Annotated in this window: 19 protein-coding genes; 4 read left to right on the top strand and 15 right to left on the bottom strand. The window is 59.9% G+C overall.

Features of this window, described 5'->3' with window-relative positions; translation table 11 throughout:
* Positions 1–123: 123 nt before the first annotated feature.
* Entirely contained in the window at positions 124–612 is a 489-nt protein-coding gene (locus ACCQ06_RS07605) for a GIY-YIG nuclease family protein (protein WP_316691603.1), read from the top strand.
* 246 nt (positions 613–858) lie between these two features.
* Positions 859–1,560 carry a hypothetical protein gene (locus tag ACCQ06_RS07600; RefSeq protein ID WP_316691602.1) on the top strand — a complete coding sequence of 234 codons (702 nt, stop codon included), beginning with the start codon at positions 859–861 and terminating at the stop codon, positions 1,558–1,560.
* Positions 1,561–1,636: 76 nt separating this feature from the next.
* Here ACCQ06_RS07600 and mobF read toward each other — a convergent pair whose 3' ends face one another.
* The gene (gene mobF, locus ACCQ06_RS07595; RefSeq protein WP_316691601.1) at positions 1,637–4,549 is read right to left on the bottom strand and encodes a MobF family relaxase; all 2,913 of its coding nucleotides are present in this window, start codon (positions 4,547–4,549) and stop codon (positions 1,637–1,639) included.
* A 75-nt stretch (positions 4,550–4,624) separates the two neighbouring features.
* On the opposite strand from mobF, the gene ACCQ06_RS07590 reads away from it, so the two are divergent.
* Positions 4,625–5,134: a GIY-YIG nuclease family protein gene (locus ACCQ06_RS07590; protein WP_316691600.1), complete on the top strand. Its 510-nt coding sequence runs from the start codon at positions 4,625–4,627 to the stop codon at positions 5,132–5,134.
* 6 nt (positions 5,135–5,140) lie between these two features.
* Here the strand turns inward: ACCQ06_RS07590 and ACCQ06_RS07585 are convergent, their stop codons facing one another.
* From ACCQ06_RS07585 to ACCQ06_RS07540, 10 genes are all read right to left on the bottom strand, one after another.
* Positions 5,141–7,045 (bottom strand): type IV secretion system DNA-binding domain-containing protein, encoded by a 1,905-nt coding sequence (locus tag ACCQ06_RS07585; protein WP_316691599.1) that lies wholly within the window; start codon positions 7,043–7,045, stop codon positions 5,141–5,143.
* On the bottom strand, positions 7,029–8,540 hold the full coding sequence (locus ACCQ06_RS07580; RefSeq protein WP_316691598.1) for an ankyrin repeat domain-containing protein: 1,512 nt from the start codon (positions 8,538–8,540) through the stop codon (positions 7,029–7,031). The genes ACCQ06_RS07585 and ACCQ06_RS07580 overlap by 17 nt, the downstream gene beginning before the upstream one ends.
* A gap of 144 nt (positions 8,541–8,684) precedes the next feature.
* Positions 8,685–8,807 carry a hypothetical protein gene (locus ACCQ06_RS07575; protein WP_275544259.1) on the bottom strand — a complete coding sequence of 41 codons (123 nt, stop codon included), beginning with the start codon at positions 8,805–8,807 and terminating at the stop codon, positions 8,685–8,687.
* Positions 8,808–8,908: 101 nt separating this feature from the next.
* The gene (locus tag ACCQ06_RS07570; protein ID WP_316691597.1) at positions 8,909–9,091 is read right to left on the bottom strand and encodes a hypothetical protein; all 183 of its coding nucleotides are present in this window, start codon (positions 9,089–9,091) and stop codon (positions 8,909–8,911) included.
* Between the two features lie 170 nt (positions 9,092–9,261).
* Positions 9,262–9,792, bottom strand: a complete 531-nt coding sequence (locus ACCQ06_RS07565) for a hypothetical protein (RefSeq protein ID WP_316691596.1) — start codon at positions 9,790–9,792, stop codon at positions 9,262–9,264.
* Between the two features lie 88 nt (positions 9,793–9,880).
* On the bottom strand, positions 9,881–12,862 hold the full coding sequence (locus tag ACCQ06_RS07560; RefSeq protein ID WP_316691595.1) for a TraM recognition domain-containing protein: 2,982 nt from the start codon (positions 12,860–12,862) through the stop codon (positions 9,881–9,883).
* Positions 12,859–13,341 (bottom strand): hypothetical protein, encoded by a 483-nt coding sequence (locus tag ACCQ06_RS07555; protein WP_316691594.1) that lies wholly within the window; start codon positions 13,339–13,341, stop codon positions 12,859–12,861. The genes ACCQ06_RS07560 and ACCQ06_RS07555 overlap by 4 nt, the downstream gene beginning before the upstream one ends.
* 65 nt (positions 13,342–13,406) lie before the next feature.
* Entirely contained in the window at positions 13,407–14,585 is a 1,179-nt protein-coding gene (locus ACCQ06_RS07550; protein WP_316691593.1) for a hypothetical protein, read from the bottom strand.
* Between the two features lie 64 nt (positions 14,586–14,649).
* The gene (locus ACCQ06_RS07545) at positions 14,650–15,264 is read right to left on the bottom strand and encodes a hypothetical protein (RefSeq protein ID WP_316691592.1); all 615 of its coding nucleotides are present in this window, start codon (positions 15,262–15,264) and stop codon (positions 14,650–14,652) included.
* A gap of 30 nt (positions 15,265–15,294) precedes the next feature.
* Complete coding sequence (locus ACCQ06_RS07540) at positions 15,295–15,702, bottom strand: hypothetical protein (RefSeq protein ID WP_316691591.1); 408 nt, start codon at positions 15,700–15,702, stop codon at positions 15,295–15,297.
* Positions 15,703–16,697: 995 nt separating this feature from the next.
* Between ACCQ06_RS07540 and ACCQ06_RS07535 the strand changes: the two genes are divergently transcribed.
* Entirely contained in the window at positions 16,698–17,747 is a 1,050-nt protein-coding gene (locus ACCQ06_RS07535) for a hypothetical protein (RefSeq protein ID WP_316691590.1), read from the top strand.
* A gap of 21 nt (positions 17,748–17,768) precedes the next feature.
* On the opposite strand, the gene ACCQ06_RS07530 is transcribed toward ACCQ06_RS07535, so the two are convergent.
* The 4 genes from ACCQ06_RS07530 to ACCQ06_RS07515 all read right to left on the bottom strand — a co-directional run bounded on the left by ACCQ06_RS07530 (position 17,769) and on the right by ACCQ06_RS07515 (position 20,688).
* Complete coding sequence (locus tag ACCQ06_RS07530; RefSeq protein WP_316691589.1) at positions 17,769–18,557, bottom strand: hypothetical protein; 789 nt, start codon at positions 18,555–18,557, stop codon at positions 17,769–17,771.
* 346 nt (positions 18,558–18,903) lie between these two features.
* A complete protein-coding gene (locus ACCQ06_RS07525) occupies positions 18,904–19,404 on the bottom strand; it encodes a hypothetical protein (protein WP_372365392.1) in 501 nt (166 codons plus the stop codon).
* Between the two features lie 10 nt (positions 19,405–19,414).
* A complete protein-coding gene (locus ACCQ06_RS07520; RefSeq protein WP_316691588.1) occupies positions 19,415–20,110 on the bottom strand; it encodes a hypothetical protein in 696 nt (231 codons plus the stop codon).
* Between the two features lie 35 nt (positions 20,111–20,145).
* Positions 20,146–20,688, bottom strand: a complete 543-nt coding sequence (locus tag ACCQ06_RS07515) for a hypothetical protein (RefSeq protein ID WP_316691587.1) — start codon at positions 20,686–20,688, stop codon at positions 20,146–20,148.
* Positions 20,689–20,708 lie beyond the last annotated feature (20 nt).

Genomic DNA, 20,708 nt, shown 5'->3' with positions numbered 1-20,708 from the left:
AGCAGCGAGAGGAGGTGATCGTATCTCGGCAAGGGTCCTTCGGGGCCCTTGTTCGTTGATGGCCCTTGACGAACTGATCTTCTCTTCTATGGATATATAGGAATACTCATTTATGGAGGACCCTTGAGCTGGAAACGCAATCAAAAACACCTACCCCGTCCTCGGCATCTCTACGGCCTGTTCTTTAACAACGGCTGTTGCTACGTGGGGCAAACCGTGGACTTGAAGCAACGGGAGCAGCAGCACCGGAGCCCTCGTGGGGCCTGGCAGGGCAAGTCGTTTTCATTCGTTCCGCTGAGTGTCATGACCGGCACCCAGGCCGATGCCGAGCTCCACGAATACGCGTGGCGCTACAAGGCGTTTCAGAAAGGCTGGCGCATCTACGCCAAGCCGCCGGGAATACTCATCCGCAACCCGCGACGTCGGACATCGTGGGCAATGAAGGGCCTTGCTGCGAGTTACACCTGGCCAGGCAACGTCCCCGGCCGCGCACCGTCGGTCGTCACGACCTCTGCAAGCGGTGTCCGCCTGCTCAAACCCGCACTCACATGGCTCTTTCTCTACCCAATGTTCCTGATGCTCGTTGTGCTGGCGTCGCGCTCGACGCTTTAAGCACCCGAGGGGTAGGGGCATCCCGGGTGCCAGATGGGGGGCGACCAGACAGCTCTAGGGACTTGCGGACTGATTTGGCGCGAAGTAGGATCTTAGGTAGGCGCCCGCCGAAGCTTTGGACCGCTTGAAAAAGGCAGCAGTTGAGACATGTAGTTCCGCTTTTGATCTTCCTATCCTTTCCGGCATGCCGGCTGCTCGATAGGCGACAAAAGGTCCAGCGCACCGAGCAGTTACGAGAGCATACGGATGAAATCCTTTATTAGTTCTGCCGCTTTTGCGGCTTCCCAGACCATGTCTCACGCGGGCCACGCGATTAAGCGTTCCCACCTCGTGGAGGTGATCTCGGCCATGTTGGGCTACCGAAGCTTTGCCGCGCTTTGCGTCGAAGAGGCGGACATGGCTCTAGACAATCACTTGGCCGACGCAGAGCTTTACGTGCTCAACCTGCCGTTGGCCGAGGACCGTGCGAACAAGCTTGGTGTGCCGCAGTCCCTGGATGCGTGTAAGGCCGCCGTCGTGTCAACTTTCCCCGTTCCCGTCTATGACGGCATTGATGAGTTCTGGGATAGCCACGCACGCGAGCTGCTCGAAGGGGAAATCGCAGATGGCGAAAACACGGCCGCCGCCATGGCCGGTTGCAATGCAGCTTTCCCCGACTCCCCCGACCTTGAACCGCCAGAAGACACTGGCGATCTGTGGGCGAGCACTGATAGGTGGGCCATCGAGGCGAGTGGCACAATGAGTGGCGAGTATGACCCTGACGGTGACCGGATGTTCAACGGTCACACGTTAGAGGTGTGGGGTGAGCTCTCCTACATAAAGGCGGGTCGATCCGGCCTGATTTTTGAAGAAAGCAAGGAGGGCGCAGAGTTGGACGACGACTGGCGTGATGACGATTCTGACGATCTAGACGTGCAGTTCGCCGAGCGTATGGGAAGGGACGCCTGACCGTTTCACACCAGCTTGGCCGTGCGCGGCCAAGCTGGCTTTTCAAGTTTCACTGGTGATTGGGTTTGTGGCGTCGTTAACGAACCATGTTCTGCCTGGAAGGCATCTTTGAATGCACATGCTCCACATGCAACACCTGTGACGTCTCTTGGCGTCCAGCCAGATCCAATACCTCCAGCAAACGGTGCGCCTTGCGCTTGCTGTCAGTCATTGCACGGCGTGTTCCTTGCCCTTCTTTGTGCTCGTGGAATAGCGCATCGAGCTTGTTTTGAAGAGCCTCGGCCTGTGCCCTAGGACGTTGAGCTTTTGATGTGGCAGCCTGCTGCTGCTTGATTCCGGCATCTAGCACGGTTGCCTTCAAACGCTCCAAGCCCAAGCGCTCGTGCAGCCGCTCCACGTCGTCGTAGGTGCCATAGAGCTTGTAGCTGCCCTTGGTGAGCCGAGTGAAGGCCACCAGCGATGATGCGTTGTCCATCATTCCCAGGTTCATCAGGTGGAAGACCTCGCGCTTGCCCTGTCCCTGGCTCTTGTGGACCGTTACCGCGTAATCGTGGACCAACGCCTTGTGCTCATGCGTGTTCCAGACGACCTTGCGCCCATGTTCCTTGGGGTTCTCGGAGCGCAGGGTGCCCACGATGTCGTAACCGCCTGACCGAGAGGGCTTGATCGACTGGATGGTGGCTTGGGTGCCGTTGACCACGCCCAGGTCCTTGTTCTTCGCCGTGAACATCACCCGATCCCATTGCACCAGGGCTAGGTCAAATTTGCGACCGTTGCAGCGTCCTTCAACCGTCACTTCCTCCGCGCCAATCTCACCGCGCTCCTTCAGCCCCTTGCGTATCCCTGCATTGAGCGCGCTCACCTCGGCTCGGCTGTGGGCCAGCACCAGCTTGTCGTCCAGCTTCGCCGGATTCTTGAAGTAATCGGCCACCAGCCGCTCGATGCTCTTCTCCTGCGACTCGGCCTCTACGATGGAATTTAGCAGCATCGTTTTGAGCTCGTCGCCCTTCTCTAGAGTTTCCCGACGGCTGCGCGTGCCTTTCTTCAGATCGATGATCTCGCCGTGCTCGTCTTTGGCGTAAAACGCCATCGCCAGCTCTCGGTCTTCCACCCTCGCCTGCCGACGGATCTCGGTCAGCTTCACGTCACCCACTGCTTGCTTGGTGAGCTGGAAGCCTGAGCCGGCGCCGATGGGCTGCAGCTGCTCAGCGTCGCCTTGGAGAATGACCTTGGCATTCGCCTTCTCGGCATGAATGAGTAAAGCCTGCGTGTCTCTGGTGTCCACCATTCCGGCCTCGTCAACGACCAGCACGTCGTTGGGCTGGAGTTCTCGCTTGCCCTCTGCAAGATCATGGAGCATCTGGGCCATGGAAACGCTTGGCATGCCGCTCTCCGACTCGAGCTTTTGGGCGGCCTTGTTCGACACGCACACCCCTAAGAGCACCATGCCTTCCGATTCCAGGGCTTCCTTGTAGAGCTCGGAGATCGTGGTCTTTCCCGTGCCTGCTAAGCCGCTCAAATTGGCCACACCTCCACTGTTGAGGCAGATGTGGTCCACGGCCACCCGCTGCTCTTGCGACAGTTGGAAGCCCTTGGCCTCTTCGTAGTCCGCAATGACACGCTTCACGGTCTCCGGGCTGGCGTGGTGCTGGGTCTCCTTCGCCCGGCGGTTGGCGATGTCCACGACCGACCGCTCGGCTTCCAGCATCCAAGGAGCGCAGAAGCGATCTTCTCTGTGCTTGCGAGTGAGCGTGGCCCCCTGGTCTTCTTCGGCGAGGCGCTCGGCATTGACCAGCACCAAGCCGTTGTCCGTCTTGAACTTCTCAATGAGGGCTTCGAGCCCTTCCGCATCCACCTTGCCGGCGTATTCCATCCCCAGCACTCGCACCAAGTCGATGTCGTTGAACACCGCCTCGTTCTGATGCAACAGCTCCAACAACTCTGCGTCGCTCTTGTGCTCCATCATTTCCAGGTTGCCCTGGGCAAGCTTCAACGTCTCTGTGCTCACGTTGAAGTCTTTAAGAGCCTCCTGCCAATGCTCCACCAGCTCCTGATACGTAGGTTCATTCTTGTGTTGTCGCGTGGCCTTGTTCGCCTGCTGCTTGCTGACGCCATGCTGCTCGGCGTATTCGATCAGCGCCTTCCGGCGCTTGCTGAAGGCGTCGATTACCTCCTGGTCCACGCCAGCCAGGCGAGCGAAGGTGCGGTTGGTCTCCCGGCCATCATCGTCCAGTTCCCGGATGTGCTCAACCGGGTAACCCAGCGCCTGCAGGTTTTTGTAGAGCTCCAGCTTGTAGACCTCATCGACCGATCGGGCGTTCCGCCAAATCTCTACCGCGTCGAACGTGGATTCCTTCCCGTCCTCGCCCAATGCCACCCCGTAGACCAAATGGTGGGTGTGTAGGTCCATGTCCAAGTCTCGTCCGGCGAAGTGTTGGTGGCTGGACCACACCAAGCCCTGCACGCCGATCACGTCCTTCCCACCCTTCCCTCGTCGCGTTTCCACCTGGGCTTCCAAGCGCCCCATGGCCAATGCCGTAGCGGCTTGGTGGGCCTGAAGGATCGCATCGCGTTCCTCAGGCGTGCCCAAAGCGAAAGCAATGCCCACGTCTTTCGGAGCAGAGATGGTGACGTCATAGCCGACCCTGTGCCCGCCTACCACGACAACCTCTGGCTGGCCCTTGTCGTCCACTACGGGGGCTCCGTGCTTGTCCACCTTGGGCTTGAGCTTCCCCTTCTCCCCGGCGTTCTGGCAAAGCGCCCTTCCCGTCACTGGGTCGAAGCCCGCGGCAAGCTTCATCATGCGCTCGCGCGTCACCGTCGAAGAGAGAAGGTTGAGGTGAGCCGCCATCTTGCCGCCCCATGCCATGGCCTCCTTCGCATGGCCATCCTTACTGAGGTAATACTCGGTGGCCATCAGGTATTCGACCACGGCTGCACCGGACTTGCTGTCCTTGCCTTGCGCGGTTAATGGCGTCACGTTGATCATACGGTCTCCTTTTTACTGGTGTTCCTTCATGCATAGCAAAAAAGCAAGGATGGGCAATGGGAATCGGAGGCGGGAATGATCTATTTCTTCATTGAGGACACCGACGAGCTGGTCAAGATTGGTCGAGCCAAAGACATCGAACGGCGCCGTCGAAATCTGCAGACCGGTAATCATCGCAAGCTGTTGCTGCTCGGCTGGATCCGCACCGACGACGATGTCCGCGTGGAGAGAGAGGTCCACGAACACTTGAAGGTTCGGCGAGGTCGCGGCGAGTGGTTCGACCTTGAACCAGCTGACGTGCTTCCCATCCTGTCGCGATTTGGCATCGATGGCTTCGTTGGAACCACTGACGATCCGTTTGCAGTGACGGGCTATGATCGCGATGGCGTGCCCGAATACATGGGTGTCTGGAAGTGGGGCGATCTTGAGCATGAGGAATGCTGCCCATTCTGCGGTTCCTTCTGCGGACTGCACTTCCAGGACGCGTCCAGCATGTATCACTGCATCAACTGTGACGCTTTGACGTCGTTCGACTTTCTCTCGTCTGAGGACGAAGAGGGCGAAGAGGACGAAGAAGGCCGCTGAGCTGGGTCATTTCTTGAAGATGGCTTCCAGCTCGTCGTCGCTGACGGCGCGCAGCTTCGGGGCTGCAACGCCCCGCTTCTCCAGTTCGGCAGCGGCTTGTTCGGCGGTCATTTTCAGCACCCGCTGAACCTCGGCAGCGCTTTGCGCGTTGCTCGGGGGCAAGGGCTTCTGCTCCACTGGCTGGGCCCCCTGCTTTGTCCACCTCGCCCGCTTCTGCCCCTCCCGCACTTTCGGGTAGCTCACCCCGGGCCAGTCCAGCAGGAGCAAGTCTCCGGTCGTCTGAACGATGGCACGGATGCCCCAGCGCTCTTGGCCGCAGGCCTTACCCTTGCGGAACCCCAAGTCATCGGTGAGCCGACCTGGCCCCACGATGGCCTTGGATTCCTCGTGAATCGTGGCCTTCTCATCGTGTGTGCGCCAAGCGACCGTTCGCTTCCCCAGGTTCCTGGAGATCTTTTCACGCGTCTCACCGACCTGGAGCTGGCAAATAATGTGTGTTCCAACCAACCCAGAAAAGGCTTGGGCGGTTTTGTCGCCGTAGGCTTTTTCAACCTGACTCCAGTCCTGAACCGCCATACACGCCACCACCCCTTTGCTGCGTCCCAACGCAAGCAGCGGCTCGATGTTGAGCTTACCGGCAGAGGTCAACTCATCAAAGAAAAAGCCGAGGAAGCGACTGGATTCGTCGTCCGACAGGCTTGGCCCGATCACCTCAGGCACCGTGACGTTTATCATCGCGCTGATGTAGCTGCGCGCCAGGACTTCATCCGGGCCGGATTGAACGATGACCTGTTTGCGCCCGATGTAGTCGTCGCGGATCCAAGCCAGCATGGAGAACATGCGATCTGGGTTTCGCTTTGGCCAGGCAAGCGCCAGGCGCTCGATGATCGCTGTTCCGTTCGCGACACATGCCATCACGCTGCTCGTCGTGCCGCTTTCGACATTAGAAATCAAGACAGCGGCGCGGGGGTAAGCGATAGAGAGCGCGGCGTGCATGGTTATTGCGTCTCGTGCCAGTCGATCTGCCAGTTCACTCCACCCCCATGCCTGTCCTCGCGTCGCTTGAAGCTCTCGGACGCAGCCTTCAACGATTGCCTGAGCGGCAGACGCCCAGAACGCTCCTGCCCCTTCTTCGGGCGGGATGATGGTTTGCGCGAAGGCAGCGGCTTGCGTGACAGTGGAAACGTCCCGGCCCACGTCCCAAATCCAGCTGCGCTTGTCGAACGGGCAGACGATCACCGGGCGCTTGAAGATCGAGGTGAAGTCGCCCTTGATGTCGTAAATAAATGCTTTCTTGTCGAGCCGCACCACCTGCTCCAGCAGGTGCTTGAGGATGACGCTCTTGCCCGAGCCCACGCTTCCGTAAAGAAATATGTGACGAGCGAGGAGCTTTTTGGAGACAACCCAAGCCGGGTGCAGCGACAAGGCATGCAGCTCGTCCGCCTGCTCTTGCTTTGTCAGTGACCGGCGACGGGCTTCGGCCAGAGCTTCTTTCCCCTGAAGCAGTTGAGCACCTGATACGTGCCAGGTATTCGAGCGAGGGATGAGCCCTCGGCGCGTCACCCAAGCGGACGCCGAGCAAGCCACTCCAGCCGCGATGCCCACCCGGGCCAGGGTTCCGGCCGTCGCCTGCTCGCGTGCCAGGTCCCACCAGGCTGCGGCTGGCTCACGCAGGGACATGGTGGCCGTCGCAAGGTTGCCCAGCGCTGCGGCGCTGCCCGTGAGCGCCTGCCCGAAGTTCATCAACGAATGGGCAGATGGGATCTGCCAGCCCAGCCAAAGCACCGCGGGATAGGTCAGCGCCGCAACGCAAGCGCCTGACAGCAGAGCCTGGGGCCAGTAGCGAACGTCCGTGCTTGGCGCGACGTGGCTCGGGACCTGCCACGACCAGCAGTCATAGATCGATGACACGTCGTTTCTCCAGCTTGTGTTCCCGGTGGATCTCGCCCGGCTTGCGGCCGCCGCTGTCCCGATGATTGGGATCAGCTCCCCCGGCCATCAGCTCCAGGCAGGCCCGGGCATGCTTGTGCTGAGCGGCCAAGTGAAGCGGGGACTCGCCAAAGGCATTGGTGAGCGAAGGATCAGCCTGAATCTCGATCAGCCGGCGAACGATGGCGTGGGCGCCCATGCGAGCAGCCTGGTGAAGAGGACGATCTCCCGACTCATTCGCAAGGTTTGGATTCGCCCCCAAGAAAAGCGCAGCGTCGATGACTTCCGGTGACACCAGCAAAATTCCTTCCTCCAACCAGCGCTGGAGGGGCGCTCGGATCGGCAGATAGGTTCGAAGCGCGAGCGCCGATGCAAGAACCTCGGCTTCGTGGAAGCGAGCAAGCTGGACACCATGAGAAGCGATTAGCCGCTGTTCCAGCTCAGCGGCTTGCACGGGGTCTACCCCGTAGCGCTCCAGTTCTTCAGCAGGGAAGTGCCTCACGCGTTTTGCCAAGCCCAGCGCGACGTAGGTCTGGGCCACCAACTGCCCGGCTGCCATATCGAGCGTCCTCGTCCCGGAGGGCCCTTCAATCGCGGGATCAGCACCGTGATCGAGCAAGCGCCGGACGATGGCGCCATCACCTTGCCGTGCGGCCAAGTGGATGGGCATCAACCCACGGGCATTGGGGCAGTTCGGATCGGCACCCATGCCCAAGCACGCGTCCACCGCGGCCAGGTTTCCCAGCGTGGCGTTTTCGCAAAGCCAGGTCTGCCACGGCGCCCCGAACAGCCCGGGGTGTTGGCAATGCGCGTGTGCGGCGGCCAGCACCTCGCTCCCGTGCATCGTGGTCAGCGCGCCGCCGTGGGTCTGAATAAGGTGCTGCTCGGTGGCTTTGGCTTGGTCCTCTGGGACTTCGTAGCGCTGAAGCAGCCCGGCGATGTCCAGGAGTGGTAGGGATAGCGAAGGGAGCTCAGGCTGGGTCCTCATGGCCCGAAGCCGGTGAGCTGCGGTGCGGTTGGCCTGAACCTGATTGATCGATTCGCGGAGCTCCGACAGCAGTCCGGCGCGTTGGCCGTCGAGTAGATTCGTGTAAGCATGGCCCAATGCCGGGTGCTGCAAAGCGCTCCTGTTGAACGCCTGCTCGAGCGCTGCGGGATCGGTGACGTGGATAAGTGCTACGGATGCACCTTTCCATAACTCCAAATCCATCCCCCCGAGCTGGTCGTTCGATCGAATGACCCAATCGAAACCCGCCGGTGTTGAGGTATCCACGCCTGCCACTTGGTCCTCGCGACAGAACTTCTCGGCCAAGGCGAGGGCCTGCCAAGCATCAGCGTTGGCGAGCGCTTCGTGGTGCTTGCCGTAGAACCGGGCCAGGGTCAGTGGGTGGAGGACGGGGTGGAGCAACGGCTCGTGGGGACGATTCAAAAAATCGCCCCCGCTCAGGTTTGCTTGATTGTTGATGTGGGGTTCCATCCCCATTGCATACCGTTTTTTTTCAGTTTGGCAATCAGCTAAAAATCTCGATGCTCTAGGCCATGCCGATTAAAAGTCCTGCCTGAAGGACAAACAAGACGATGTGCAGATCCATTTGCTCCAAGTCCTCCCGGAGCCAGGCCGTCATGCAAGCCAACCTGCGACGTTGGCGACCACGTAGCTCACCACGGAAAAACCGCCCAGCGTGAGCAACAGATTTCCCACGTTATCCACGGAATATTCGTAAGCATCAGCGAAAATATACATAGGGACCTCCCCCGGTTGTGTTTTGTGTAAACCCAGTCAAACACAAATGCACACATTGGCAAGCGCAGAAATGCGAAATTCCGGGCAGTTTTTCTGTTTAGTCAACTCGTTGGTTGTTGCTTGATGAGATGGGCTTTGATCAGCCGGGAGAGAGCGTCTGCCAGGGAATAACCGTGTTTGCGCGCATACGCCTCCAGGGCTTCGCGGCACTCGGGCTCCACCCGTGCATTGAGCACTGCGGTGCGTTTGGGCCTGACAAATCGCTTGGGGTTGTTGTTGTTCATTGTTTCAGGATGCGTCCGCTTTTTCCTTTGTCAAACCCCCCCACCCATGCTGTTGCTTTGAGCCGCTTTTGATGTTGCTTTTATGGGTAGGTGGACTCATACACGATCGGACGCTGCATAAGCTAAGGGCCCCGTAGGGGCCCTGAGGTGTGTGTCGGTGTGACTGAAGGTCATTGGCGGTAGATGTTCTTCTGGGACTGAGCCTCCTGCTTGTTCCAGTCGTAGTTGGCTTCATAGTTCTTCATGAACTCGGCCTCTTTCTTTGCAGTCGCCGCGAAGTTCGCGTAGCCCAACTTACCGGGGCCCATGGGCTGCTGACGTTGCGCAGCAGTCAGCATGGGCGGGGCTTCCCCCTGCTGCTGCCCTTCGTCCTTTTGCTGGCGCTTTTGGCGCCATTCGTCGATGGTGCCGAACATGACTTGGGCATGTTTGTCTTCGGGGACGGCCTGGGCGCGTTCCTTGGCCTGCGAATCCATCTGGTCGCGGAAAGCGGCGATCTCTTCGGGCTTGGCTTGTTTGGCCCAATCCAGCACCGCCTGCTGCTTCTCTTGGATCGCGGATTGATCCTTCGCCAAGGAACCATCAAAGGCGTCCTTCTGCTGGGGCTGGTGGTCGGTGGGTCGATGGCCGGCCAACTTGGCTCGGCGCTGGTCGCGGGCGGCCAGCAGATCGGTCATTGCATCAGTGGGGGCAGTGCTCATGAAATCCTCCTTCAAGGGAATGGGTCGTAGGGTCAGCATTGATCGATTTGAGAAAAGGGCAAGGGGGTAACCCTTGCCCTTCGCGTGCTCAATCGTTGGGCATCAGCTCAACCAAGTCGGTGCGGTTCACGCCAGCCCGGCAGAGCGACACGATCGCGTTGCCGCGCGCCGTGGTGAGGGCCGGGTATTCCTCTTCCAAGAAAAGGGGTTGAACCTCTCGCTTGCCGCCCGTGGGCATGTCGATGTCCCGTGCCAGCTCTTCCTGGCCCAGCGTGTCCTCAGCCCCAATGCGCCAAGTGCGCCCGGTGGCTGGATCCACACGCAAGGCCGTCAACCGACCTGCGCCCTGCATCAGCATCTGCTCGTAGGCCGCTGCGTAGGGGTGCGCCGGATCCATCAGAACAGAGTGCCGGAAGTTGGACAGCCCGCCGTCGTAGTCAATGCCGCGGGTTTTTTGCTTGAACCGAGTCAGTTCTGCCTTGCCCAGCCGTTTCATCAGGTAGTTCCGAGTAACGAAGGAGTGACTGAGGGCATAGAACGACTGCATGGTGTTCGCCAGAAGATCAGCCTCGTTTTCCGAGCCATAGGCGTTGATAAGGCTCTCGTGGCCTTGAACGGCCAGTGCTGTCATCAGCCCAAGGCTACGAGAGGTGCTGAAAAGGAGCACGTCATCAGAGGTCAGCAGCAGGTGGGCCTCGTCCATCATCAACAGGACTTCGGTTTGGCATGGCAGCATTTCACGCCATTTGTCGCCATGTGCACCGCGCGCCCGAATGCCGTTCATCACCCGCTGCTTGAGCAAGCGTTGCATCATGTCGCCGGCATCACCGAACTGGGTTGGCGGCAGGAACAAGCCCACGAACTTGCCGTATAGCGCCTGGGAAACGTCGACCTCGCCCGTCTCAATCGAGTGCCACGGGATGTCGTTGGCGTCTCGCAGCTTTTCGCCACGCAACAACTTCTCGATAAGACCACGGGAGTTGAGGGTGAAGGATTGGCGCTGTTCGGCATGCATCGCAGGCACTTCCAGCAATGCCCACTCCAACGAGCTTTGAAGTTGGGACATGGGCCGGAGCAGGTCCGGATGCACAGTCTCGGACTGGGTCGCCAAGCGGTTCTGGTAAGCCTCGTGATAAGCGGCATATGCCTCGCGCTCCTCGTCGGTCACGCTCATATTGGGGCGTTCCAAGCCCAACCAGTTCACCAGCTCCAGCACCCGGGGACTGGCGATGCCGCCCACTGGCGACGGCAGGACGCGCTCAACCATGGAGAGCAGCTTTGCATGGTGGAACGGGGTGTAGAACCAGGCGCGGGAAGATTCAGCAACAAGGGCATGCGTGCCGATCTGCTCCTCCACCCTGGCCAGATCAGAGTCCAAGCCTTCCACCCCCGTGCCGCGCTTTTCCAACTCTTCACGCTCAAGCAAGAGCATCAAGCGGACGTGTTCCAGAGCTTCCAACTTGGCGATGCAAAAGTCGCGATACGCCTGATCGTGATGGCACGCCGCTTTCAGAATGATGCCGGTGTGGAAGAGGAACGCGTCGCCACCATCGCTCCACAACTTCGACTTCTCATCCACCTTACCGCCCGTCGCACCGCGCAGCGCTTTGGTGATCTGATCCGGCTCCAAGCCCTCGTAGGGCGCTACCGACATGCCGGCTCGCACGATGATGTCGAAGGCGTCATCGCCCAGGTCGGAAATGATCGCACCATCCTTGGCATCGAGGATCAGCGCACCGCCAGCACTGCCGTTCATTCCACGTTGGGCAGCCAGCGCCAGCGCCGACTTCCGGTAACGACGCGCCAACGGACGCAACCCGCTGTAGGACTTGCCCGAACCAATGCGCCCGTAAATGATCAGGCCTTGCGTCAGGTCGCGCCAAGACAGCATCATGATCGCGCCTTTGTCAGGCGCATATCCGTATCCGCGATCATTGAGGTGGCCTGACGCCCGGCCCACGGCCAGCAATGGGGTCTTGTCCCGCAACGCCTCTGCCGCCTGCTGTTCGCGCGCCTTGACGTGCGATGTGGACAACGCCCCTTGGGTCGCTAGATTGTTGTCGTTGTTCTGCAGGTAGAGTCGGGCCGCCGTCTGGATGAAGTTGCCCTCGGTAAACTGCAAGGCATACATGCCAGCGATCACGAAGGCCACCCCCACGCCCATGCCGTCCGGCAAGAACTGGGAAAGGCAAACAAGCGCCAGGATCACCGCCATCCACTTCATCAACTGAATGAAGCGCTCAGCCGTCCCACCCAGCACGCCGCGATGGGGACTGGAGGCCGCAGCAAGGAAAGCCATAAACAGCAGCAAGCCCGGGATGCTCAAGACCAAAGAGACGATGCCAGCGGCCTTGATGAAGATCCCGATGTTCGCCAACATGTTCGGCAAGTCGCCAGCACCCGCCTGCCGGACAGAAAGCGATTGTTCCTGCACTTGCCTGAAGGCATCGAACAACGCACTCGACGTTGCACCGATCAGCACTGGAAGGATCATCAGGGCCATTCCCTTGAACGCTTCCTTCATCCCTTCCGCCTGCTTCAATGCAATGAAGTAAGGAATGGCCGCCAGCAGAACCACGTAGCTGAATGCTCCGATGAGCGAGCCCAGAAAGTATTGAACGGCGCCGATTAGCGGGAATGCAAGATACATCAGCGGGGTGGCGGTGCTGTCTCCCCCCAACGCCATGTCGTCGCCCACCACGAACCCTTCGGCGCGACGTCCCTGCTTGGTGATGATCATCCGTGCTTGGGTGTTGCGGAGATCTTCGGGCACCATCGGCCACCACATGTGAAACAGCTCTACGTCCACCCCTTCAGGAACAACCAACGCCATTTCTTTCTCGTCCCACAACGCCCCTGCTTTCACGGCGAGTTCCGTGTCCTCCATGGGCACGTCCAGCACTCGACTCTTGACCCGATCGCTGACGTCAAAGCGCCCAACCAGATTCTCGTAACGTTCGTTCCCGTCCAAGATGATTTGCTCCAGCGTGCTCGACGCTTGGCTCTCCTTCTTGAACACCTTCCGAACAATGTCTGCCGTCCAATCCAACGCTGACAACAACATGCTCATTGTCCCCTCCTGTTCCGCCGGTGAATTTCTTCTGCCTGTTTCTCGCACTGGGAAAGCTCAGCACCGAAGAGCGCTCCTTTGTCGCTCTTCTCCTGACACTGCGCAGGCGTCAGGCTTCCAATACTGACCGGGACCGTGGCTTTAACTCTCTGAACAATCATCGCCGCAGCACAGAGCATGAGGCAGGCAGCCGAAGTCACGATGAACCCGGCTTTGGAGACGTGCTTTTCGCTCGCGTGGCGAACCTGGCTGGCCCGTAGCGCGTCCAACTTCCACGCATCGAACTCGCCGTCGTCTGTGACCGGGATCTTCCGATCTGCACGCAAGTAGTAGTAAGACGTCAACACGTTGTCGCGGCAGTCCTGAAGGCCAAAGCGCTCCGGGCTTCCAATTAAGAGACGGCCATGCAGGTTGAGCCACTTCGATCCGAAGTGGAGCTTTCCTGGCTTCCGATATTGTGTGAAAAACCACGCAAACATATTTCCTCCCATTGTTTAATGGATACACATTCTTTCTAACGAGCATTCCGAAATGCGCAAGCGCCTTACTTGATCTTTTCCGCCCACGCGTCGATATCGTCGTTCGCCTGATCCTGCCAATCGGTTTTTGGTTCGGCTTTGGGCGCTGACTTCGGAGTAGCCCGAGGCTTGGGTGTCGGAACGGGCGTTGCATCTGTCCGGGTAACGGCTGCTGGCACTACCGCAGGAACGACAGCGGCCGCTTCAACCTTGGGTGGTGCTGCCGCATTGGGAGCCTCCGACACGGAGGGAGCCTTTGGGGGCGTCTCTTCCTGCAGGATGATCACGGCCGGCACGGCTCCAGCGATGGGTGGAGCCGGTAGCACCGGAGCTGCAGCCACTGGGATCTGCTCAGGAGCTGTCACCCCGGCCGTGGCATCGATACGCGAATCGGAAGCCGCGTCACTGGAGCGGTGGGAGAACCACCAGGCGAGAGCGCCAGCCAGCGCCAAGACGACCACGCCCACACCGGCAATACGTCGCCGTCCCTGCCTGGCGTTGACCTGCGCTGACGGGGCAGGCGAAGACGTGACGGGCTTGTCCGGGCGCCCGTGTGGTTTTGCCGCGACCTTAGTCGGCACTGGCTTGACAGCGCTCACCAACGCCTGAGTCGGCTTGCTTGGAGCAGCCTCCTGAACTTCCGAGACTTGAGGCTCGACAGCTGCTTGCGCGGGTCGCACTGTCTCTTCCACTTCTCGAACACCTGGAGCCGAAGTGCTCATCACCACGTCGGCGTCGGATGCGGAGGTGGCTTTTGGCTTCTCTGCAGGCGCGGGTGCAACGTCCGTTACCAACGGCTCTGGCATCGTGGGCGTGGGCTCGGATTGAGTGGACCTGTCCTCGCCCGCCTGCGCTTCGGTCCGGGCATGCGCCATCTGCTCGGCCATTTCTCGGGCCCGCTCGGCTTCCAGTCGCTCCTGCTCGGCTGCATATGCGTCCTTCTTTGCCTTGGCTTCCTCGGCACGGCGGGCCATGGCTTCTTGAGCCTCGCGCCCCTTCTCCGCAGCCAACGCTGCCGCATGCTTGGTTTTTTCTGCCACCGCTTTGCCGAAGCTCGCTGCCAAACGGCCGGCGCTCTTCAGGTTCTCTTTGGTGGCATCGCTGACGATCTTCTCGTCGTCCGATGCCCCGGTGGTTTTGGCCTCGGCGGCCCTGGCGAGCAGCTTGCGTTGCTCGCGCTGTTTGATGAGTTCTTCGGGTGTCATGGTCCCTCCCACGCGCTTGAAAAAGATTGGGCTAGGGGCGTGCGCCCCCAGCCCACGATTGGCATCAACGAACGTCGGGGATCGGCGTTACGCGAATGAGGAACGGCTCGTTGTTCTCCCCGCACGCCACTTCCGAGCGGTGCCCGGTCAACGCCCCGCGGCGGTGCAGCTCCTCGGCCGGGATCGGGCACACCGCAAGGTCACCGCCTTCAAAGCGAATCGTCAGCTGGTTCTTCGAGGCCTTGAGCAGTGCCGCCAGCTTGTCCAGAGTCGCGGCGGTCTTCGGATTGCTGCCCTGCATGTCTTGAGGGTTGTAGCGAATGGTCAGCGCATCCAAAGCCTCCGCCGGCCCATCCTTGGTAGTCACCGTCTTGGTATGCACTTGGGCATCCAGTCCCGCCGCCTTGGCCGCTTCGGCCACTTCCTTGGCCTCGTTGAGCTGGGCTCGATAGGACGCAATGCCGCCAACCACGGCACCCGCCGCGCAACCAGTTAGGGCTTTGTCTTTCTTGCCAATCAACAACGCGATACCTGCGCCGGCCGCGCATCCAATGCCACCTGCCTTGAACAGTCGCAGCTTGTTGGTCTTTTGCCGCTCGGGCGGTGCGGTGTCCTGCGCAAGCGCGAGACCAGGGGCCAACAGAGCCGCGATGGTGAGGGTGAGAGCGAAACGTTTCATGTAGACCTCCTTGAGGCAGTGGGGAAAGAGTTAGGGCTTCGGTGGAAGGAAAGCTGCAGCGCTGCGGCTGGACGGCTTAGGAGACGGCTGCTTGGTATCTGGTTCGGGCTGGGCCAGGAACTGGCTGAAGGCCTGGAGGGTTTTCGTCACCAAGTCCTCGTTTGCTTGGAGCACAGCGGCGACTTCAATCCGCATGTCGGCAAGTGCGCTTTCCAACGTCATGGCATTGCGCGCTTCGGATTCGCGAGCCGTGGCTCGAATCTCGTTGAGTGTGTCCGTCGCTTCCAACCCTTGGATAACACCTCGGGTTTTCTCAATGACCGCGAAGCGCAGGAACTTATTGAGCGAAACACCCTGCTCTTTGGCGCAATACCGGGCGCGCTCCAGCTCATCGCTGGCGATGTTGAACGACTTGGTTAAAAGCGACTGGCGAACCACTTACCCTCCTGCATTGAAAACCCATGCACCATGGATTAGCAGAGGATTCAGTAAGCGCAAGCGGACTAAGGAAGAAAACTTTAATTCTGCTGGTTCTCCAGCATTTTCCAGATGATCTCTTGGCCAAGTTGTTAGCCAAGACGTGAAACAAGGCGCAGCAAGGCATTTATGGGTGGAAACGCGCAGCGTTTCTAGCCAAGTCGGAACTCACCGGAGGTGCGACTTGTGTATGCCCCACTCCCTTCACCCTTCGGAAAACCTTCAACGGTGAATGGGGAAACAAATCGGTTTCTCGCATTCGCCCCCCAGTTTTTGCTCCACCGATCTTGCTCTTCCGCATTTCCCCGGTAGTTGTATGAGAAAGCCCATCCCTCATAGCAACCCGGAGACCCCAATGCCCTTCGCCCCCGCTCCACTCCATCCCCTAAAAACGTTTTCGCAACACCCTGCCCCGCTCTCCACTCCGGCCCCCGTCACCCTGCTCCCCAACTATCAGTCCCCCGCCTCTTTTCGTAACAGTTCCCCTTTCAACCCCCATGTCCCCGCCACACCTGTCACCCCTGTTTTCGTTGAGCGATTCCTTGGGTGCTGGCTGGCGTGTGCTGGAGTTCTGCTGTGCTGCTCGGGTGTTCGGAAAGCCCTGACTCCATCCGTTTTAGTCAACTCTTCATGGGGGTTCGGGTGGTCGAGTGCTGGGGTTTCGGCGGTCTGTTTGGGTGCCCTGAAAGCGTTGACACAAGCCGTTTTAGTCAAGCGGCCTGTCCTTGCTTCCGTTCGCTGCACCTCGGACTTCGATCAGCGTGTTGAGGTCCAGTGCTGGCCTGGGACCGGATCAGCGAAGCGGGCTCTTGGTTTTTGTTGGGCGGTTGCTGGGGGCGTTCGACAGGCTCGGCAAAGCGTTTTAGTCAAATCTTTTTCAGGCTCCTGCAGTGCACCTCCGCCCCCGTTCTGCGTTCTGGGTGCTGGGTCTGCGTTGAACGGATTGGGGGCTTCCCATGCTTGAGCTGACCCCGTTCTTGGATGCCATCGCCCGAGTCGATGCCCCGCTGGAAGGCAAGGCCAATGGGTGGCAACGCAAAGCGGGCTTGGCGGAGTTCGGCGACGCCTGCGCCTTCTGCTCCGATCCGCTGGACCTGTCCTCTTCCAAGTCCTGGACTGCTACGCCGCTCGTCCCCGCGCAACTGGGCGGCCCCGCTGGCGTGGTGGAGAACTGGGTGCCTGCCTGCCGTCCCTGCGCCGCGGCAAAGGGCATGCGAGATATCGTGGGGTGGTCCGAGTGGCAGGCGTCAGCACACCCTGACCGGGTTGCCTTGCTGCTGGAGCGGCGGCGTGCTGCATTGCTGTATGCCGAAAATCACTTCTCCCCATTGAGCCGTCACGCCAACCGTGAGCGGCTGCTGGCCAACCTGTCCGCTCGTTTCGACGAGCCCCGGTTCCGGGTCTATGCGTGGTCCGGTGAGGTGGATGGGGAGCGCGCGTGCTTGGTGGGCTGGAGCACCAGAGCCGGGGATGACCAGGCAGTGGGTGAGAGCAAGCTGGCGTTACGGATGAGGGACGGTGCAGAGGTGTTGGCAGAGGGCCAGGTGACCCTTCTGCGGGTTCCGGTGAGCCGCTTCTTGCCTGCCGTATGGGCACTCATCGAGGCCCATGGGATCGTCGTGGAGCTGGATGTGCCAGGCGATGGCCCGGTGGACGTAGACGACTGGCGGGAGTGCTGGCGCCACCGAGTGCAGGATCCTGTCAGCAACCACAAGCGGGTTCCGATGACCGGCGGCCCGGCGCTGCCGCATGCTCCCCGTGTGCTGTCCACGAACCCGGACTCGGTTCGCCGGCTGGCCCAACTGCGGGCCTCAAAAGGGGCGGACAGGCTGGAGGAAGCGGAGCTGCTGTATCGCAAAGCGATGGCCCGGAAGGCCAAATACCTGGAGCGGGTGAAGCGTGGCTTGGAGGCCCCTATGCCGCTGGACGAATACGGGGCTTGGGCCGATGAGGTTAGATCTCTACAGACTGCCTGGGCGCGTTTGGTAAACGAGAGCCCGGGCTAACGCTCGGCGCGGAATGCGGGCCTATGCACCAATGACGTATTCGTTGCCCTTGATCTTCTGCAAGTAGGCCCATGTGCCAGACAGCGCCAGGTTCGAAGGCGTTGTTTGCAAGCGGAAGGCGCGATCGCGGTAGGCATCGCCCGAGTCGCAGTAGGCGGTGATGAAGTCGTAGCCCTCCTTCCCGTGGAAGCGGAACCGATCCCCTTCTACACACTTCAGCAAGGCCTCTGGGAAGCATTCCAGCACCTTGCGCCTCCCGAACTTGACGGTGAGCGTCGGCGGCCCGTCCTCGTCGAACACCACCTCGTATGAGCTGGCCTCAATCTTCAGGAGCTCGGACAGGTGATGGATGGTTCCATAGCCGTCGTTCTCCACCTGCCCGCACATGATCGCCATGCGAGCGTCGGCCGGGAAATGCTCCCAGCGCCAGTTCTGTATACGGTGAGGATAGGGGAACCAGTGCTTCTCCAGGCACTCGGGCACGAGCGTGTGAAGTTTTTTAGCGTTGAACCGTGGGCTGCGGGACACGATGGAGCCGGCTTGGGCGACCAGACAGCGTATCTGCTCCACGTCGAGGCTCTCGCCTTTCAGCCGCTCATCTGGGATGCCGTGTGCCTTGAAGGCCTCTTCCGAAGATGGCCTTGCCACCTCCTGGTAGCCGGTATACATGGCAGCAGGATGCGCTTTGCCGTCCTCCCCCTTCTCGACCAGCACGCACATGACGTGGATGATCGGATCGTCTCGGGTCACACCGGTAGTGTCTGCCTCCACCAGCAGCACGGGGAAGTCGATGGGCTTGTTCCTTGCCATGGCTATAGCATCCCTGACGCATGAGGCGGAAGTCCGTGTAAGCCCACATCTTACAGTTCGCCGGCCTCGGCCTCGCCATTGGCTTGTTGGTTGAACCACCCCGCATAGGGGGAGTTCTTCACCAGGCGCTGGTTCCAATCCGGATCCCAATCCGCCCATCACACCGGGCACCGTTCGCCTAATCCCCTCTTCGCGCTGTCCACGGCTTGGCGCGGTTGCCAGGGCGTCGGCGTCCCCGGAGGCCTTAGCGGTCTTCACAGCCCGGCGGACGTCCAACAGTTCGTTGACCAGGCGCTGCCTCTCCTTCTCTCCCAAGCTTGGGTTGGTGGTTCGCCAGAGCCTGCATCTAACGTGAGGTAGCGGCCGTCTGGAGTGATGAGTGGTGGCACATGAAACTTAAGGAATTGGGTAGTGGAGCGCCAAGTCGCATGTGCGCCGGCCCTAGCCGCTGGATCGCATCGAAGCGGAGCTTGTAGTCCTCCACCTCCCAGAGCCAGGCCTCCTGGACCTCGTAGCCAGGGTTGTAGAGGATCCAGATCAGACGGTCCCAATCGTAGTTGCGGGGCTTCGGCACCCAGGTCACCACACTGCCCCTCTTCCCACTGGGCCGGTTCCCTTTCACTTGGTAGCGCACACCCTGATAGATGAAGTCATAGCCCCGCTGGACCGCGGTAGCGGCCCTCATGCTGGCGGAGTAGTCGGCCAGCGAGCAGCCCAGGAGAACGGCCGCGTCATGCTCGGACAGAGCTGACGTGATTGCGGGGGCATTGCCAAAGGCATTCTCCCAGGCCAGCGTGGTATCAACCAGCTGGCGACGAAGGTCTAGGTCAGAAATATCAGAGTTCATCTGCTATGGGTCATCCAGCGGTTAATTCGAACAAAGAAGATAGCCACTTCAGCTTGTTCCCAGTGTAGAGCGTAGCAATCAGACCCACGAAGGCAAGGAAAGCCGGCACGTAGACCTTATATGCATTTGACCTCCACTCATTCGCATACCGGCGATCTCTAATCCGCAATCGCAGCCTGAAGAGGTAGCCTCGCAGTCCCAGATCACCATGACAGCTAGTTACGGATAGATAGCGGAAAAACGTATTGAAATGCATTCGAAGTCTGCGTTCGTTGAGCGAGGTAGCGCAGCCGTAACGAGCAATGATCAACTCCTTTTCATCCATCCTCATTTTTGTTGATGAGTATGGCGAGATGAACACCGTAACCGCACCAGTTGCATCTTGAGAATACCAGAGCTGGCCTCCCCTTTCGTCCAAGAGCATCCTCTTCTGATTGGAGTCAAGAAACTGGACATTGAGCGGTCGGCCACCAACAATGATCCATACGGCATTGAGAACAGAATCTGGATAAGTTCCCTTGAGTGCGGGCATGTCCCTCTGATTCGAAAGATAGATATTCCCGATCTCATCACAACCTAGATCTTTAGCCTCATTGAAGAGCCTATCAATCCTTCGCTCAACATCTAACCATGCGACACGACTTACAAAGGCCTTGATCCTCCCTCTATGCAGGCGGCTTTGCGTTCTTTCCAACTGCTTCTTCATACCTGCCCTTTAAAGCTGTCCCCTGATGGTTCGTTTTAGTTCTTCTTCCGCGCTTGTCCGACAATCGCCTTCCGGACCTGCTTGCGCACCGGGTCCAGGTCATCAGCCGCTGTTGTGACCACCAAGCGCCGCTTGCTCTTTTTGAGCTCCTGGCAAGCCCAGGAAGCCAACGCGATGATCGCTGTGGTAACGATAGGCTGCTCTTCACCGGTGACATCCTGAATCTGCTCGCGGAGCTTCGGCGGCACGGTGACCATCGTTCGCTCCACACGCGCCCCGTTCTCGTCCCGGTAGTCAAACATCGTTGAATCGCGGCCCACCTCCAGGTAGATCCTCTGCCCGGATCGGGTGTAGGGCGCTTCTTCGCTGTAGTCGAAATACGTTTTGCGCCCTGGGGCGTCCCCGGCAGCCACCATCAGTTCGGCCAGCTCCTCTTCGGAGAACTGCCTCAGGTTGATGAGTGGCGCGTATTCCCGCTTCGGCTTGGAGTGCACCACCTTGGCGGCGGTTGCCAGGTTCTTGCGGGCAGGCACCTTCTTGGAAGTAGCTTTCTGGGTGGGGGACTTCTTGGCAGCCATGAGGTCAGGCAGGGGTAGCA

It is taken from the genome of Xanthomonas sp. NCPPB 4467 (assembly GCF_041475665.2).
In the GTDB taxonomy this organism is placed as follows: domain Bacteria; phylum Pseudomonadota; class Gammaproteobacteria; order Xanthomonadales; family Xanthomonadaceae; genus Xanthomonas; species Xanthomonas dyei.
The sequence above is the reverse complement of the archived record's forward strand: the minus strand, read 5'-3'. Positions and strand labels throughout refer to the sequence as shown.